The organism is Nitrospirota bacterium (assembly GCA_013388455.1).
Classification (GTDB): domain Bacteria; phylum Nitrospirota; class Thermodesulfovibrionia; order Thermodesulfovibrionales; family SM23-35; genus JACAFF01.
This window is the reverse complement of the sequence record JACAFF010000040.1, coordinates 35,997-52,305: the sequence shown is the minus strand read 5'-3', so window position 1 is coordinate 52,305 and position 16,309 is coordinate 35,997. Positions and strand designations below refer to the sequence as shown.

At 36.9% G+C, this 16,309-nt stretch carries 15 protein-coding genes; 7 read left to right on the top strand and 8 right to left on the bottom strand.

Annotated elements, in window-relative coordinates; translation table 11 throughout:
• Nucleotides 1–2: 2 nt before the first annotated feature.
• A complete protein-coding gene (locus HXY53_09285; protein NWF76740.1) occupies nt 3–1,025 on the bottom strand; it encodes a hypothetical protein in 1,023 nt (340 codons plus the stop codon).
• A 412-nt stretch (nt 1,026–1,437) separates the two neighbouring features.
• Here HXY53_09285 and HXY53_09280 point away from each other — a divergent pair, with 412 nt between their 5' ends.
• The 7 genes from HXY53_09280 to HXY53_09250 all read left to right on the top strand — a co-directional run bounded on the left by HXY53_09280 (nt 1,438) and on the right by HXY53_09250 (nt 7,315).
• Nucleotides 1,438–2,052 (top strand): DUF3786 domain-containing protein, encoded by a 615-nt coding sequence (locus tag HXY53_09280; GenBank protein ID NWF76739.1) that lies wholly within the window; start codon nt 1,438–1,440, stop codon nt 2,050–2,052.
• Nucleotides 2,049–3,677, top strand: a complete 1,629-nt coding sequence (locus HXY53_09275; GenBank protein ID NWF76738.1) for a radical SAM protein — start codon at nt 2,049–2,051, stop codon at nt 3,675–3,677. Before HXY53_09280 ends, HXY53_09275 begins: the two co-directional genes overlap by 4 nt.
• A gap of 67 nt (nt 3,678–3,744) precedes the next feature.
• Complete coding sequence (locus HXY53_09270) at nt 3,745–4,482, top strand: YggS family pyridoxal phosphate-dependent enzyme (protein ID NWF76737.1); 738 nt, start codon at nt 3,745–3,747, stop codon at nt 4,480–4,482.
• Nucleotides 4,483–4,488: 6 nt separating this feature from the next.
• A complete protein-coding gene (gene proC, locus HXY53_09265; protein NWF76736.1) occupies nt 4,489–5,277 on the top strand; it encodes a pyrroline-5-carboxylate reductase in 789 nt (262 codons plus the stop codon).
• Nucleotides 5,278–5,589: a YggT family protein gene (locus HXY53_09260; protein NWF76735.1), complete on the top strand. Its 312-nt coding sequence runs from the start codon at nt 5,278–5,280 to the stop codon at nt 5,587–5,589. It abuts the gene before it with no gap.
• Nucleotides 5,586–6,065, top strand: a complete 480-nt coding sequence (locus HXY53_09255; GenBank protein NWF76734.1) for a DivIVA domain-containing protein — start codon at nt 5,586–5,588, stop codon at nt 6,063–6,065. The genes HXY53_09260 and HXY53_09255 overlap by 4 nt, the downstream gene beginning before the upstream one ends.
• The gene (locus tag HXY53_09250; GenBank protein NWF76733.1) at nt 6,062–7,315 is read left to right on the top strand and encodes a histidine--tRNA ligase; all 1,254 of its coding nucleotides are present in this window, start codon (nt 6,062–6,064) and stop codon (nt 7,313–7,315) included. The genes HXY53_09255 and HXY53_09250 overlap by 4 nt, the downstream gene beginning before the upstream one ends.
• A gap of 23 nt (nt 7,316–7,338) precedes the next feature.
• Here the strand turns inward: HXY53_09250 and HXY53_09245 are convergent, their stop codons facing one another.
• From HXY53_09245 to HXY53_09215, 7 genes are read right to left on the bottom strand one after another with little or no spacing between them, the layout of a single operon-like run.
• On the bottom strand, nt 7,339–8,724 hold the full coding sequence (locus HXY53_09245; protein NWF76732.1) for a YchF/TatD family DNA exonuclease: 1,386 nt from the start codon (nt 8,722–8,724) through the stop codon (nt 7,339–7,341).
• 53 nt (nt 8,725–8,777) lie between these two features.
• Nucleotides 8,778–10,946 (bottom strand): HAMP domain-containing protein, encoded by a 2,169-nt coding sequence (locus HXY53_09240; GenBank protein ID NWF76731.1) that lies wholly within the window; start codon nt 10,944–10,946, stop codon nt 8,778–8,780.
• Between the two features lie 12 nt (nt 10,947–10,958).
• Nucleotides 10,959–11,183, bottom strand: a complete 225-nt coding sequence (locus HXY53_09235) for a sulfurtransferase TusA family protein (protein ID NWF76730.1) — start codon at nt 11,181–11,183, stop codon at nt 10,959–10,961.
• A gap of 17 nt (nt 11,184–11,200) precedes the next feature.
• On the bottom strand, nt 11,201–12,691 hold the full coding sequence (locus HXY53_09230; protein ID NWF76729.1) for a Ni/Fe hydrogenase subunit alpha: 1,491 nt from the start codon (nt 12,689–12,691) through the stop codon (nt 11,201–11,203).
• Nucleotides 12,692–13,657 (bottom strand): oxidoreductase, encoded by a 966-nt coding sequence (locus HXY53_09225; protein ID NWF76728.1) that lies wholly within the window; start codon nt 13,655–13,657, stop codon nt 12,692–12,694. It abuts the gene before it with no gap.
• Entirely contained in the window at nt 13,650–14,117 is a 468-nt protein-coding gene (locus tag HXY53_09220; GenBank protein NWF76727.1) for a hydrogenase iron-sulfur subunit, read from the bottom strand. Before HXY53_09220 ends, HXY53_09225 begins: the two co-directional genes overlap by 8 nt.
• Entirely contained in the window at nt 14,114–16,141 is a 2,028-nt protein-coding gene (locus HXY53_09215; GenBank protein NWF76726.1) for a CoB--CoM heterodisulfide reductase iron-sulfur subunit A family protein, read from the bottom strand. Before HXY53_09215 ends, HXY53_09220 begins: the two co-directional genes overlap by 4 nt.
• Nucleotides 16,142–16,309 lie beyond the last annotated feature (168 nt).

Below are 16,309 nucleotides of genomic sequence, written 5' to 3'. Positions count from 1 at the left end.
TATTATCTGCCCATAGGCATTGATAGCTTTTTTAATTGTTCTTTTGTCAATGGTGTCCCGAAACCAGCATACTGAAGTCCTGGCTCAGGTGGATTCTCAATAGGAATCCATTCCCCATCTTTGTAATTCTGATATATACATTCATATTTAACATCTTCAACAACAGGGATAATCCCTTTTACATGTTTGACTTCTCCATCTTCGAGCCATGTTAGCCTGATATTCCCACTTTGGACCTGCCTAACGTTGTCAGTTCCGTGGCAGTCACCGCATTTCCTTCCTTCTTTCGTAATCGAATGACTGTTCTGTGGAGCAAAAATAAGAAATGTCTTGTTGTCAGGAACAACAAAGTTCTGCATGTTAGCTGAAGTCACTTTTCCATTATAATTCATGAGAAAAATCCACCCTGAAAGTTTAATATCAACCCTTTTGCGATCATTTACCAGTGTTCCGATATGGCAATTACTGCAACTGACCACATGTCGCACATGACAGGCTTTACATTCAAGTTTGTCTCTGTGTATCTTGTGTGAAGTGGTTGGGTTGACAGAACTATGACATTTTTCACATGATGCATCTATTGCTCCGGACTGTTTCATAGAAGAATATTCATTCCCATCACCATGAACATCTCGTGCTGAATGACAGTTCATGCATTGCATACCTTTTGCGAAATGAATATCTTGCTGATTTGCTGTTATGTCTATCTGTTTGATGGCTTTTTCCCTCTTATGACAGGACAGACAGACATCTTGATTCTGTGCAGCTTTTGTAGAATAATAAAGTTTTTTGTCAACTTCAGTTTTATGACATCTGTCACATGAGGATACATGGCAATTTAAACAGTCAAGCTTCGTGCTTGTATAAGGGATACCGGTAATAGTCTCAAGCCCCCCTCGAGATTTATCATACCAGTAAGACATCCCTCTTGTTGTGTAATGGAGACTGGAATTGAAAAAACTTTCTTCTTTTGCAATTTCTTCTGAATAAGCATTATCACTAATCCAGAAGACGATAGAGAACAAAGCAATATATCCGATAAGTAGAAATTTTTTCGTATATGCCTCCTCTTCTACGCCCTGTCACATGGCCGCATTGATATCTCCTCCCAGATTTGTTCGTCTATTTCCTGGAGATAATCTTTAACAGGATAGATTTTTTTGCATCCCGTGCAATATAAAGATACAGCCTTTCAGCCTATTTTCAATCTTACTATAGAACCACAGAATCTACATTTCATGTTTATTAGTATACCAGAAAAACGCAAATAGAATAATCAGATATTGCGAGAAAAAGTGCACTTTTAACTGATGGTTTTACTATTCCCCCTTTTGGCAAGGGGGGATGAAGGGGGTATATCGAGTTAAAGAAATTTTCGAGCAATATCTGCATTATTTAATTATAACTGAAAATTATAAAAAATATGATTTTATTTATATGATATCATTTATTATGTTATCATCCGGCGTAGAAAAAGCATGGGATATTTTGGGTAAACTTGATCCGTCTGCTGTCAGTAATAATGCAATAGTTAGTTATGACTCAACCGATGGCTATTATATAAGGTCATTCTGCTTTGACTTTTATGTAAAACCTCCTCTGAAGAAGATTAGTAGCGATTCATCAGAAGGCGAAATGATTTTAAAAAAATATGATTATTTTTTCTGTCACTCATGCCTCTGGTATCTGGTTTATGCTAAGGATTTACCTTTTAGTAAAAAACTCGTAGCACCATCAGACATCAAAGGTGGAAGCATGTTCTTCAGGGGAAGCCATGTTCTTCCACTGGATAACTTAGCAAAAAAATATAGCAATAATAAACAGGCTTTTCTACAAAAGGGGGAGGGCCTGTGTGCAAAAAAACAACATTATGGTGATGCCTCTATAGAACTTTTTCCTTTTCCGAGGATACCGGTTACGATTATTCTATGGGAGAAAGACGATGAGTTTCCTGCAAGAGCAGATTTACTTTTTGATTCAACATGCGAGATGCAGTTGCCTATTGATATAATCTGGTCAATAGCAATGCTTTGTGTGCTGGTGATGATGTGAACCAGAGACTTAGAGAAAAAACAGATTATCTTTTATCAAAAGAAAAAGGGACAGTTTTTAAAGATCCTGGTGGCAAAATTAATATCGCCCTTGTTTATCCGAATACTTATCATGTAGGAATGTCAAATCTTGGATTTCAAGGAATTTATGGTCTTTTAAACGATATGAAAGATGTTGTGTGTGAACGTGTATTTCTTCCTGAAGAAAAAGATATCGATGAGTATCTGAGAACAGAAACTGAACTTTTTTCGATGGAATCAAAAAAAACTCTTAACAGATTTGATTTGATTGCATTCTCTATCTCTTTTGAAAATGATTATCCGAATATCATAAAAATATTTGAATTATCAAATATCCCTCCAAGAAGCATCGATAGAAAGTCACATCATCCCTTAATCATAATTGGAGGAGTATGTATGTTTTTCAATCCTGAACCTCTTGCCGATTTCTTTGACGTTTGTTTTATAGGTGAAGCTGAAGAGATGCTTACTGAATTTATCGATATCTATAAGTCATCTTCGAATAAATCAGAAGTTTTATTGAAATCTCTATCTGTAGAAGGATTATATATACCAAAATTCTATAAGATAACTTATGACAATAAAGGAAGAATATTGAATAGACTTCCAGAAGGAAACGCACCAGCAACAATCAGTAAACGATCAGTAAAGGATATTTCTCTTTCAAAAATCAGGACATCTATTATTACTTCAGAGACAGAATTCTCTGAGATGTATCTGATTGAAACCATGAGGGGATGTCCATGGAATTGTAGGTTTTGTATGACAGGGAAAGTATATTCACCTTTACGCAGAAAGACCTTAGAATCCATTCATAATGAGATTAATGAAGGGAAGGCTATGACTCAAAGGATAGGGTTAATCGGACCTTCTCTTTCTGATTATCCAAATATAAAAGATATATTAACAATTAAGGGAGTAGAATTTTCTATTACATCCCTGAGAGCAAGCCCAAAAAGTATTGACCTGATAACCCGCTTAAAAGGAAATAAAAGCATCTCTATCGCCCCTGAAGCTGGCACAGAAAGATTAAGAAAAGTAATCGGTAAAAACATTTCGGAGGGGGATATTCTGTCTATATCAGAACATGTCTTTTCTGAAGGAATCGAAAATCTCAGGCTGTATTTTATGGTTGGTTTACCAACAGAAACAAGAGATGACATAATGGGGATTATAAGTTTGGTGAGAAAGATAAGGGAAATTTCAATGAAGGGAACTGTTACACTGAGTATAAGTACGTTCGTGCCGAAACCATTTACTCCATTTCAATGGCATCCGATGGAAACCGCATTAGAGGTTAAAGAAAGGCTGAAGCTTATTAAAAAAAGCCTTATGCCAGTAAAAGGAATCAGAGTTTTTCATGATGTGCCCAAATATGCATATATGCAAGGATTGTTCTCTCTCGGCGACAGAAGGGTTTCGAAAGTTCTTGAGAGGGTACCCCATTTCGATGACTGGACAAAGGCAGCAGAAGGAATAAACAGAGATTTTTTTATTTTCAGGAAAAAGGATTTTCAGGAAATTCTCCCATGGGATTTCATATATATAGGTATAACCAAGGAAAAGTTATGGGAAGAATATCAAGAGTCAATATCCGCAAGCTGATAAAAGACAAAGCCCTGTGATACTATATAAAAGTTTACAAATTGATTTTCAAAAATGATTAAAAGTTATGCTTGAAATAAATCCTCAAAAAGGCAATTTACAGCTTCTTGAGAATATTAAAAACATATATAGAAAAATCTCCTCAGCTGCCATCCGCTCTGGAAGAAGCCCTTTTGATGTGCAATTGATTGCTGTTACAAAGACAGTTCCTGTTGAAAGGATTAGAGAAGCAGTAGAACTTGGGCTCAGGGACTTTGGAGAGAATAGAGTGCAGGAAGCAAAAGAAAAGATATCAAATCTCAAATCTAAAATATTAAATGAGAATATTAAATGGCATCTTATCGGCCACCTTCAAAAAAATAAGGTAAAAACAGCAGTGCAGCTTTTTGATTTGATACATTCTCTTGATTCTTTCGAACTTGCTAATCTGATAAATAAGTACGCCGAAAAAGAGGAGAAGATCCAGAGAGTTTTAATACAGGTAAAACTTTCTGAGGAAGCGACAAAGCACGGAGTTGCTAAAGAGGAACTTATGAGGCTGATTGAAACAGTATCAAAAATGAAGAATATAAAACTTGAAGGTCTGATGACAATGCCGCCTTTTTTTGAAGACCCTGAAAAGGCTAGGCCATTCTTTAAAAAGTTATGTGAACTTAGAGACGAGGTCGAGCAAAAGGGATACAAAATTAAAGAGCTTTCCATTGGTATGACTAATGATTTCGAGATTGCAATTCTGGAAGGTGCAACGATGGTGAGGATAGGGACAGGGATATTCGGGGAGAGAATTATTAATAAAAGGAGATAAATCTGTATGATTGGATTCATCGGTGGCGGGAATATGGCAGAGGCAATGATAAAAGGAATGCTTAATAGCAATATCAGGGACATTATGGTCTCTGAGCCGAGAGATGACAGGCGTTTATATCTCGAAAAAACATATAATGTTAAGACAACTCATGATAACAAAGAGGTAGTTAAAAGTTGTAATATTGTTATACTCGCAGTGAAGCCTCAAAATATGGAAGATGTTACCGGAGAAATTTCAAATTTTATAAGTGCTGATAAGATAATTGTCTCGATTGCAGCTGGGATTACTCTTTCTTATCTAACATCAAAGTTAAAAACTTCTAAAATAATACGTGTTATGCCGAATACGCCTGCACTTGTTCTTGAGGGCATGTCAGTCATGTCAATGTGTGAATGCATCCATGATAAGAAAATAGGAATTGTGAGAGAAATCTTAATGTCAATCGGTAAACTAATTGTATTGCCAGAAAAATATATGGATGCTGTAACAGCACTTTCAGGGAGCGGTCCTGCATTTATAGCATTGTTTGTTGAACACATGATTGAAGCAGGGATAAAATGCGGGCTAAATAAAGAGCATGCTACTGAATTAGCCATACAGACTTTAATAGGAACTGCTAAGCTCCTTGAAACAGGAATGCCGCCTGATAAATTAAGGATTATGGTCACATCACCCGGTGGAACGACAGCAGCAGGGCTAAAGGTTTTTGAAGAAAAGAAATTTGGAGATATAGTAGCATCTGTAATTGAAGCAGCAAAAAATAGATCAGAAGAATTGGGGAGGAAAGGATAAATGTTTCTTATAGCAAATTTATTGCTTGCCTTAGCTCGTATATCTGATATTTTATTAACTGTATATATGTGGATAATAATCATCTCGGCTCTGATTAGCTGGGTAAATCCTGATCCTTACAATCCTATAGTTAAATTCCTGCGTTCTATAACAGAACCTGTTTTAAGACTCGTTAGAAGGCGACTGGGTATTAGCATGGGTATTGACTTTTCACCAATGGTTATAATTCTGATAATATTGTTTATAAAATATTTTCTTATAAATTCATTAATAGAGTTTGCCTATAAATTGAAAGGAGGCATCGCATTATGAGAATAACACCGCTTGACATTCAGCAGAAGCAGTTCCCAATGAAATTCAGAGGTTTTGATGTCGAAGAAGTATATGCATTTTTAGAGATAATAAGGGAAGAAATGGAGGACATACTGAGAGAAAATGCATCTCTTAAGGAATCAATATCAAGGTTGGAAAATCAAGTGAAAGAATACAGGGATATGGAGACTACTTTAAGAGAAACACTCATGACAGCACAACAGATGGTGGAAGACTATAAATCAAATGCGAGAAAAGAGGCAGAACTTATTGTCAAAGAGGCAGAGTTAAGGGCAGATGCTCTTATTAAAGAAGCTCAGGAAAAAGTTATAAAGATCCATGAGGATATTGTAGATCTTAAAGGAATAAGAAGACACTTCAAGGAAGAGCTTAAAAGAATGGTTGAGGGCCATTTAAAGATGCTTGAGTTCGACAAGGAGAGAGAGGAGCAAGAGGGAGGAATTAAGACAGAATGAAGTATAATGCCTTGAAGGGTATCCATGACATCTTTCCTCCTGAAATATATGTATGGCAGAAAGTTGAGAAAACAGCAGTGGATGTTTTTTCTGTATATGGATTTCAGGAATTGCGACCTCCAATCATAGAGTCAACGGATATTTTTATCAGGAGTATAGGAGAGACCACAGATATTGTTGAAAAGGAGATGTATACTTTTAAAGATAAAGCTGGAAGATTAATAACTCTAAGACCCGAAGGTACAGCTCCTGTTGTAAGATGTTACATAGAAAATTACTTGTATAACTTACCATCACCGCAAAAATTTTACTATTCAGGACCAATGTTCCGTTATGAGAGACCTCAAGCGGGACGCTTCAGGCAGTTTTATCAGATAGGAGCTGAGGCTTTTGGTGTGGCAGATCCAAAGATTGATGCAGAGATTCTTTCAATGCTCAGGCTTTTTCTTGAAAAACTTGGAATTGGAGAACTCACATTCGAAATCAATTCGATCGGTTGCGATATATGCAGGTCTGATTATCGAAAAGCTCTCCTCAGTTTTTTCTCTGACAAAGTTAGTAGCCTCTGTCCCGATTGCAAAAGGAGATATGAACAGAATCCTTTAAGGATACTTGATTGTAAAGTAGATTCATGTATACGATTGCGGGCAGGAACTCCTTATGTTACTGATTTTCTCTGCGTTGGATGCAGGGAACATTTTGATGCTTTAAAGAATTTCCTGGAATTGCTTGATATACCTTATCAAATAAATCCCAATATGGTTAGAGGGCTTGACTATTATACAAGAACGACTTTTGAGATTACATGCAAACATCTTGGGGCACAAAATACTGTTGTTGCTGGCGGACGCTATGATAAACTTGTGGAGGAATTGGGGGGTCCATCAACTCCAGCCATCGGATTTGCTTTGGGAATGGAAAGATTAGCTTCTCTATTAAATGAAAAACCATATTACATACCTGCTCCCTCAGTATTTATCTCTACAATCGGCATGTTTGCTCAAAAGGAAGGACTGAAAATCGCCAATCAACTCAGGGAAATAGGAATCTGGACTGAAATCGGATATGCTGGCCATTCGTTAAAAAGTCAGATGAGAAGGGCAGATAGGCTTTCAGCAAAATATGTTCTTATAATCGGTGATGACGAAATTGCATCAGGAAGATTGAAATGGAAGCGACTTTCAGATGGTAGTCAGGGAGAACTTGCTTTTAAAGAAGTTGTTACTTTTTTTCATTTTTTAAAGAAATAGAAGATAAAGTTGAATTACGGTTTTTACCCCACTATATCGAGCTTCCTGATCCTGAACTTAACTCCCAGTTCCTCGGCTATTTTGCGGCATTTGTCTATATCAACACCTTCGAGCTTCACAACGGTTACAATGACTTCATGGATAAATTTTTTTGCTTCCTTTATAAAAGAGACTACCTCATTGAATGCATTTCTAAATACTGGCCTGCAAATTCTGTTATAAGTATCTTCATCCTGTGCATTAAGGCTAATAGAGATGCTGTCAACTATGCCCTGGAGCTCTGGCAGTATATTTCTCTTATGAATAAGATTGCCATGACCGTTCGTATTAATTCTCACCCTTCCTTTATTTTGCTTTACCCATAATGCTAAATTCTTAACAAGGTCAAGCCTAAGCAGCGGTTCTCCATATCCACAGAATACAATCTCTTTATATAGTGATGGGTCCAAGATTGATTCTTTCAGTTCTTCTTCAGTTGGCTCCTTCGTTAACCTTAGATTATGGCCTTTTACATAATCTGTGTGAAAGCGGATACAAAATGAACATTTGTTTGTGCATTGGTTTGTAATATTAAGATACAGGGAATTTCTGATTTTATATGCTATTTCACCCTTTTCCGGAAATTCTCCTATGTTGAAAAGACGTTTTGCATTGAGTGTTGTGATTCTTGAAATGTCCTCAAGGCTGATACCTCTAATTTCAGCAATTTTTTTAGCTGTATATAGAAGATTTGCAGGTTCATTCCTCCTGCCTCTGAATGGTTCAGGCGTAAGATATGGAGCATCTGTCTCAATGAGCAGATAATCATCAGGGATCATTTGTGCAACCTCAATCGGATGCTTTGCGTTCTTGAAAGTGACAGGTCCTGCAATAGATATATAAAAACCCATTGCTATTACACGCTCTGCCATGTCTATATCACCTGAAAAACAATGAAAGACCCCTTTATTTACTCCTGATTCTCTTATTATTTCGAGGGTATCTTTTTTTGCATCTCTGCTATGAATAATAACGGGTAGATTGATATTCTTTGCATAGAGAAGCTGTTTAAGAAAAACATCTCTCTGAATATTCTTTGGTGAATTATTGTAATGATAATCAAGTCCGATCTCGCCAATGGCTACAATCTTGTCTCTATTTTCCAATCTCTTTATCTCATTAAAAACATCTTCTGTGAAATCCTTTGCGTCATGAGGATGGACTCCGAGAGATGCATAAACGAAATCATATTGATTAGAGATTTCGAGACCTTTCTTATTGCTTTCCAGATCAGAGCTTATGGTTATGATTGCTTCAATACCAGAATCTTTTGCTCGTTGTATAACAGCATCTCTGTCAGAGTCAAAAACATCCATTTCAAGATGACAATGCGTATCAATTAGTTTGATGTAAGTTTTTTCGTTTTTCATTGAGTCTTATTCAGTTTTTAGAATGGTTGTAACTACTTATGCGGGAAATCCTTTTAAATCTTGAATCTGGCCATAGTCTCCTTCAAAATTTCAGCAGTGCTCGATAGTTCTGATGCTGAAGCCGCAAGTTCCTCGATTGCTGCTGTCTGCTCTTCTGATGAAGCGAAAGCCTCTGCAGCAGAAGATGCTGTTTCTGCAGCAGAAGATGCTATGCTTTCAATCTGTTTGAAAATATTTTCAACCTGTGAGGCAATAGAAATAAAATGCTGTCGAACTTCTTCTATAAGGGCGACACCAGTTTCCATTTCCTTTTTGCTTTGCTGGGTAGAAAGTACTGCCTGCTCTGTCTCTTCCTGGACTTCCTTTACAATTTTTGCTATTTCACGGGCTGAATTTGCTGAACTCTCTGCAAGTTTACGCACTTCATCTGCAACAACAGCAAAGCCATGACCTGACTCACCAGCCCTTGCTGCCTCTATTGCAGCATTTAATGAGAGGAGGTTCGTCTGGAATGCTATTTTTGTCATAACATTAACAATATTTCCTATTTCTGATGAACGCTCAGAAAGACTTTTCATGGCCTCAACTGTTTTTTCACTTGAACTTTGTAATAAATTTGTTTTCTCTGCAAGCTTTGACATCAAATTGCTCCCTTTACGGGTTGATTCATTTGCAACCTCTGCTGCTTTGGTAGCGCCTTGAGAATTATCTGCAACATTTGATGTTGAAGATGACATTAGTGAAATAGCTGTAGATAGTTCGGATAAAGCTTTTGACAATTGTTTAGAAACGGTTGCCATAGCATTTGCTGAACCTGCAAGAAAATCTGCTTGCTCACGTATTTTTAAAGTCAGATCCTTCAAAGAAGAAATCATTGAATTCGTTGCTTTACCGAGCTGATTCAGTAAATCATCTTCAGTCTCCTCGTTTGCTCTGACAGTCAGATCACCTGAAGCAACCTGCTGTAAAACAAAGAAATAATCAGTAAGTCCCATAGCAAGGTTCATTGAGTTCATATGGAGCTCCTCTGAGGTCTTTTTGAGATGTTCAAGCATATGTCTAAAACCAATTCCGAGTATATCTTTTTCAGATCGAATGTGTACCTGAACGTCTAAGTTTCCTTTTATCACTTCTTCAACACATTCAGAAAGTTTCTTATACTCTGCTATCATATTGTTAGTAACCTTGCCAAGCTGGTTTAAAAGATCATCTCCTGTTTCTTCAGATGCCTTTATATTAAGATTGCCCTGTGAAAATTCAGAAATTACTGTAAAATAGTCACTCATACCCAAAGCAAGATTCATGGAGTTTGTATGCAGGTCTTCAAGACTGGTTTTCAGATTCTCTACCATTTTTGCTATAGCATTTCCAAGAATATCTTTTTCTGAGCGAATTCTTACTGTTGCGCTCAAGTCCCCAGAAGCAATCTGTTCAGCGGTTTTCGACAGCTCGTTAACCGATAATGCCATCTTAGTAAAAGCATTTTCCATCTGAACTATTTCATTTTTTGTCTCAGAATAAATTTCCTTTTGTGAAATCTCCGGGATTTCACCTTCTGAAATCCTCAGAGCTGTATCCGTTACTTTCTTTAATGGACCGACTATAGCACGGGTCATAAGAAATGCAAGGAAAAAAACAGAGAATAAAGAAAGAATAAGAACTGTTTTAGAAAAAATCTTCTGCCGATTAACTGATCTTTCTGATTCTAACTTATATTTTTCATAAACGTTTCCGATACCTTTCATAAAAGAATCATAAACTGTCATCAGTTCAGGAAGCTGAGTCTGTCTTACATGCAGAGACAGCTTTTCTGCTTCAGCAATATTACCCTGCTCGATTGCCTTTCGGACATTTTCCCCAGCTACATGTAAATTTCTATGTGGTTTTTCCAATGCTTCAAAAAGGTTTTTTAATTCTGGATAAGGTAATTTATATGAGTAGTACCATTGTCCGAATACACATTTTTGTGGATCGATTTCTCCTTCAAATGCCTCTCTCTTTCTTACTGACTCTCTTAGTGAGTCAACCCAGCGGTGATGAATGAGCTGCATCTCTCGCAGCCTTTCTTTTAGTTCAATCAGATTATTTTTTTTCCATTCAATTTCTTTAAGTGAATCAATACCTTTCTGCCATGATATACCAACGAGTAAAACAATAAGAAAAAGAAATCCAAAAGTGAGCGTAAATTTTTTGCCGATTGAAATATTTTGAAAGAAATTCATAAATTTCTATAATTAAAACTGTATCTGACAGCGCATTTTACCACCGCCTTCATCTCTTATCCACATGAGTGTCTTCTTTGTTCTTTCACACCATTGACGAATGTCTTTCTCAAATGTTGGGCAGTCGGCGATTATTTCGAGAATATCTCCTACTTTGAGCTCAGCCGATTTTGCAGCAATCTTTAATACGGGTTGAGGGCATTTAAGTCCCATACAATCTAAATTTACAGTTGCCATAAAGCCTTTCCTCCTTTTTACAAATTTTGTAGATAGAGTTTATCATAATTTCTCTCTAATTTCTGTATTATTTTACCTTCCGTATTTCTTATATTAACTGATAATGACATATTTCCGGGTAAAAGATGTGTAGCACAGGCAAAACAGGGGTCATACGCTCGAAATGCCATTTCTATCATATTAAGAAGTCCTTCCGATATTTCTCCTTTTTTAATTAAATTTTTAGCAGCCTTTTCAACTGACATGCTGATTGCAGCTGCATTATTTACAGTCGCTACAATGAGGTTTGCTTCAGTTATTATACCGTTCTTGTCAGTCTTGTAATGATGAATAAGTGTTCCTCGAGGTGCTTCTACTACTCCAAAACCTTCTTCAGGAATTGCAGTTGGAATATTTCTTATGTATGGGTCAATTATATCTCTTTCCTGAGCAAGTTCAAGCATTCTTTCAGCTGCATAAAGTGCTTCTATTAAACGAGCCCAGTGAAATGCAAGTGTATTGTGTAATGGCTTTCCACCAAGAGCTTTATACATTCTTTCGTATTCCGTTTGTGCAAGAGGGGTAGCCATTCCGTCAGAAACGTTCAGACGTGCCAGAGGTGCTACACGGTATACACCATTTTCTTCACCATCAATAAATCCTTTCCATCCAACATTTTTTAAATATGGGAATTTAACATAACTCCAGGGTTCAACATGTTCTGCAATGTGTTCAAGATAATCTCTTACTTTAAACTTTATAAATTCTTTTCCATCCGGTGTGCAGACACGTATATCACCATCATAAAAATTCACTTTGTTTTCGTTATCAACAAGTCCCATATAATATGTAGAATGTCTGTAAATATCGCCTGCTATGAGATCAACATATTCTTTATTATTCAATACAACGTTATCAAAAACTTTTAATGCAAATTGAGCAAACTCGATTCCGGCTTTCGATACCTCGAGAATTTTTAATCTATCTTCTTCGGTCAGTGGTTTGGATACTCCACCCGGTAAACCGCACACTGGGTGAATAACCCTTCCACCAATTAAAGAAATAATATCCCTGCATTGTTTTCTAATACTGATTACTTTTTTTGCATTATCTATCCCTACTTTTGAAATAACCCCCAAAATATTTCTTTCTTGAGGAGAAGCAGTAGGTCCTACAACAAAATCAGGACCTCCGAGAAAGAAGAAATGTAGTGTGTGATCCTCAAGCATGAAGGCTGAATACATGATTTCTCGAATCTTTTTTGCAACAGGTGTAGGTTCGACCTTGAAAAGGTCATCAAGTGTCTTTGTAGAACAGATGTGATGAGCAGTTGGACATACTCCACATATTTTGGGAGTTATTCTTGGCATTTCTTCAGCAGGACGTCCTACGCAAAATACCTCAAATCCCCTTAGTTCAGGCACCTGAAAATATGCTTTTTCAACATCCCCATCTTCATTGAGAAAAATTTCGATCTTACCGTGTCCTTCGAGTCTTGTAATCGGATCTATTGTTATCCTTTTCTGCATTTAGATATCCAGTCTCCTTCTCAGCAGAGAAGCTGGGAGGGAATAGAAATAAAAAATTCCTGCCGGATCGGCAATAGAATCTATGGCCATTTTTATTTGGTCTTCTTCATTTACATTTAGAAGTGAAGAGATGGCTGAAAGAATTTTTGCACCCTGATCCAGAACCCTGCTTGTTGGGCCAAAACATCCACGGCATGGCATATTGGCATTAATACATCTTTCTCCACAACCGTCACGGGTAGCAGGTCCTAAACAAATAACGCCCTGGTCTAAAAAGCATCTGTTCTGATCAAGCATAATTTCGTGAACCCTTTTAAACTCTTTAATTACCGGATTTTCTGGCTTAGTAGCTTTTCTCTTACAAGTATCACATAATGCTTTATCAGGAGCTAACACTGCTCCTTTTTGAGGTAGTTTTCCTGATAGGAGTGCTTCTACAGCATTCATAATTATATCAGGTGGTGGTGCGCAACCTGGAATATAGTAATCAACATCAATAACCTGATCTAAAGTATAAACAGTATCATAAAACATCGGTAAGTTCAAATCTCCTTCTTTTACCTCAATTTTCTCTTGTGGTAATATGAACCCCGGATTTTTTACAGAAGGAGCATCTTTATATACCCAGTCAAATATTTTCGAACGGTTAGAAAAGTTTGCAAGACCGGGTATCCCGCCTATATGAGCACATGAACCAAAGGCAATGACTAAGCCTGATTTTTTTCTCAGCAGTTTTGACACATGTTCCTGCTCTTCAGTCCTGATCGCACCATTAATGAAACTTACTGCTATCTCACCATTTTTTAATACTTCTATATCCTTGATCTTGAAATCCATTGCTACTGGCCAGAGAACAATGTCGACAGCTTCTACTACTTTAAGAATATTTTCGGCAAGGTCAACAACAGCTTCTTCACATCCACCGCATGAAGCACACCAGTAAAAAGCAACTTTCGGTTTACTCAATGTTAGACTCCTGAAAGTCTACTATTTCATCAATTATTTCAATGGACTGAGAATTGACTATATTAAGAGGGCCAAGGGTCTTTATAGTCTCAACCATATCATTTATTGTAGTCACAAATTTATCAGATTCACTTGCAGATACCCAATCCAGACGCAATCTCTCTGGTTCAATACCAAATTGATTTAGCATTTTTCTTAAAAGATAAAATCTTCGTAATGCTTTATAATTCCCTTCTTTATAATGACAATCTCCAGGATGACATCCGAGAATAATAACTCCATCAGCACCTGATTGGAATGCCTTAACAACAAACTGCGGGTCTACTCTTCCACTGCACATGACACGGATGACATTCACATTAGGGGCATATGTCTTTCTCGAACTACCTGCGGCATCTGCACCTGCATATGAACACCAGTTGCAAAGAAAACCCACTATTTTCGGTTCAAAATCTTCTATTTTAAAACCTCCTCAATCTCTGCACATATCTGTTCTGTCGTAAAATGTTTGCTATTTGCAGCACCACTCGGACAGGCTGCTACACATGTACCACAACCTTTGCATAATACCTCATTAACGACAGCAACTTTATTGGTATCAACAAATATCGCTTTATAAGGACAAAGACTGATACATGTCATACACCCGGAGCATAATTCTTTATCAATCTCTGCAGTTGTTGCCTCGAGTTCAAGTTTTTTACCTTGAACAAGAGCTGAGAGAATCTCTCCTGCAGCAGCTGCTCCTTGAGCGATGGAATTTTGGATATCCTTAGGTCCCTGACAGCAACCAGCGATAAATATTCCTTCTATATTTGTACTAACCGGTGCAAGCTTGGTATGTCCTTCAGCAAAAAAGCCATCATTGCTAAGTGTTATCCCGAGCATTTTTGAGATAATAGGAGTATCTTTTGCAGGAATCATTGCAGGACATAATATAACCATGTCAGTGGAAATTTTTCTTCTGTTGTTCGAAATTTCGTTGTAGTATAGTTCAATTTTATCACCATTCTGTTTGATTTCTACATTCATGGGAAGGGATGTATGTATGAATTGAATATTCTTTGCAGATTTTACGCTATCAAGAAAAGCCTGATTATCCTTCCCAGGAATACACCAGTCAGCATAAATATCATACACCATTGCAGATGGAAGATGTTTTTCTACCAAACGAGCAAATTTCAGTGCATAAAGACAACAAACACTTGAACAATAGTTATTGTAATCTTTACTCCTGCTTCCAATACAGTGAATAATTGCAATAGATTGTGGCTCTTTTGAATTTTTCATTAAAATCTTACCATTTGTAGGTCCTGTTTGTGATAGTATTCTTTCAAATTCAAGACTTGTATATACTTCTTGAATGTTGCCATAACCCAGTTCTTTTATTATTGATGGGTCAAAGAGCTCAAATCCAGTTGCCACAATTATTCCTCCAACATTTCGTTCAATAAGCTCCTCTTTATCGTCGTAATTAATTGCATCGAACGGACACGCATCCCTACAGATAGTACAATCATGGATTGCAAACCTGTCATATTCTTCCTGTGTGATTAACCCAAGTTCTAATGCTTCTTTGCAAGTATCTGAATCTTTATTACCAAACCTGAGGCAATACTCTTCATCAATAATGGGCACATTAGGTAATGAACCAGTATATGGGATATAAATTGCTTTCCGTTCACTCAGATTATAGTCATGTTCATTTTTTACCCTCATAGGACAGGGCTCATAACATGCACCACAGCCAATACATTTTTCTTTATCAACATAACGGGCTCTTTTTCTTATCTTTACTTTGAAATTGCCTAAAAACCCCAGAACCTCTTTGACTTCACTACAGGTCAATAATTCAATATTTTCATGATGAAGTATCTCATCCATCTTTGGTTCTATCATACAGGTAGCGCATTCCATTTTCGGGAAAACATCTTCAAAACGTGCGACTCTGCCACCTATGAAAGAATTTTTTTCTACAAGATATACTTTTCTACCTGCTTTAGCAAGAAGGAGAGATGCTTCCATGCCAGCGGGCCCAGCACCAATAACGAGAACATCTGTGTTGCAATCAAGTTCCTTTTTCTCAAGTGGTTCATGCATGGATACACGCCTGACCGCTGCTCTTATGTATGATTTTGCTTTCTCTGTTGCTTTTGATTTATCAGATGTTACCCATGCAACCTGTTCTCTTATATTTACCATCTGGAAAAGATAAGGGTTGAAGTCTATTTTCTGCAGTACATTTCTGAAAGTCTTTTCGTGTTCTTTAGGAGTGCAGGCAGCAATTACTATACGTTCAGGCTTTTCTTTTGATATATCACTGGATAAGAAATTTTTTCCTTCTTCGGAACAGAGGAGTTTGTGCACTTTAACATATGCAACATCTTCAAGTTTAGAGGCAAAATTAAGAATTTCTTCAAAATCGAGGTTGTCAGATATATTGGTTGCACAAGTGCATAAATAAATTGCTGTTTTACTACTCATAACCCCTGCTTTTTATTTTGGGATTATTTTTCATAATAACAAATATCTTTTCCAACAACCTCCAGAGTTATTATAATCCCAATTCATACATTTATGTCAATAAAATAACCCATAGGTGAACATTCCCTTTTCGGGGTTCAGATCGAAAATATTTAACTTCTTGTGGTA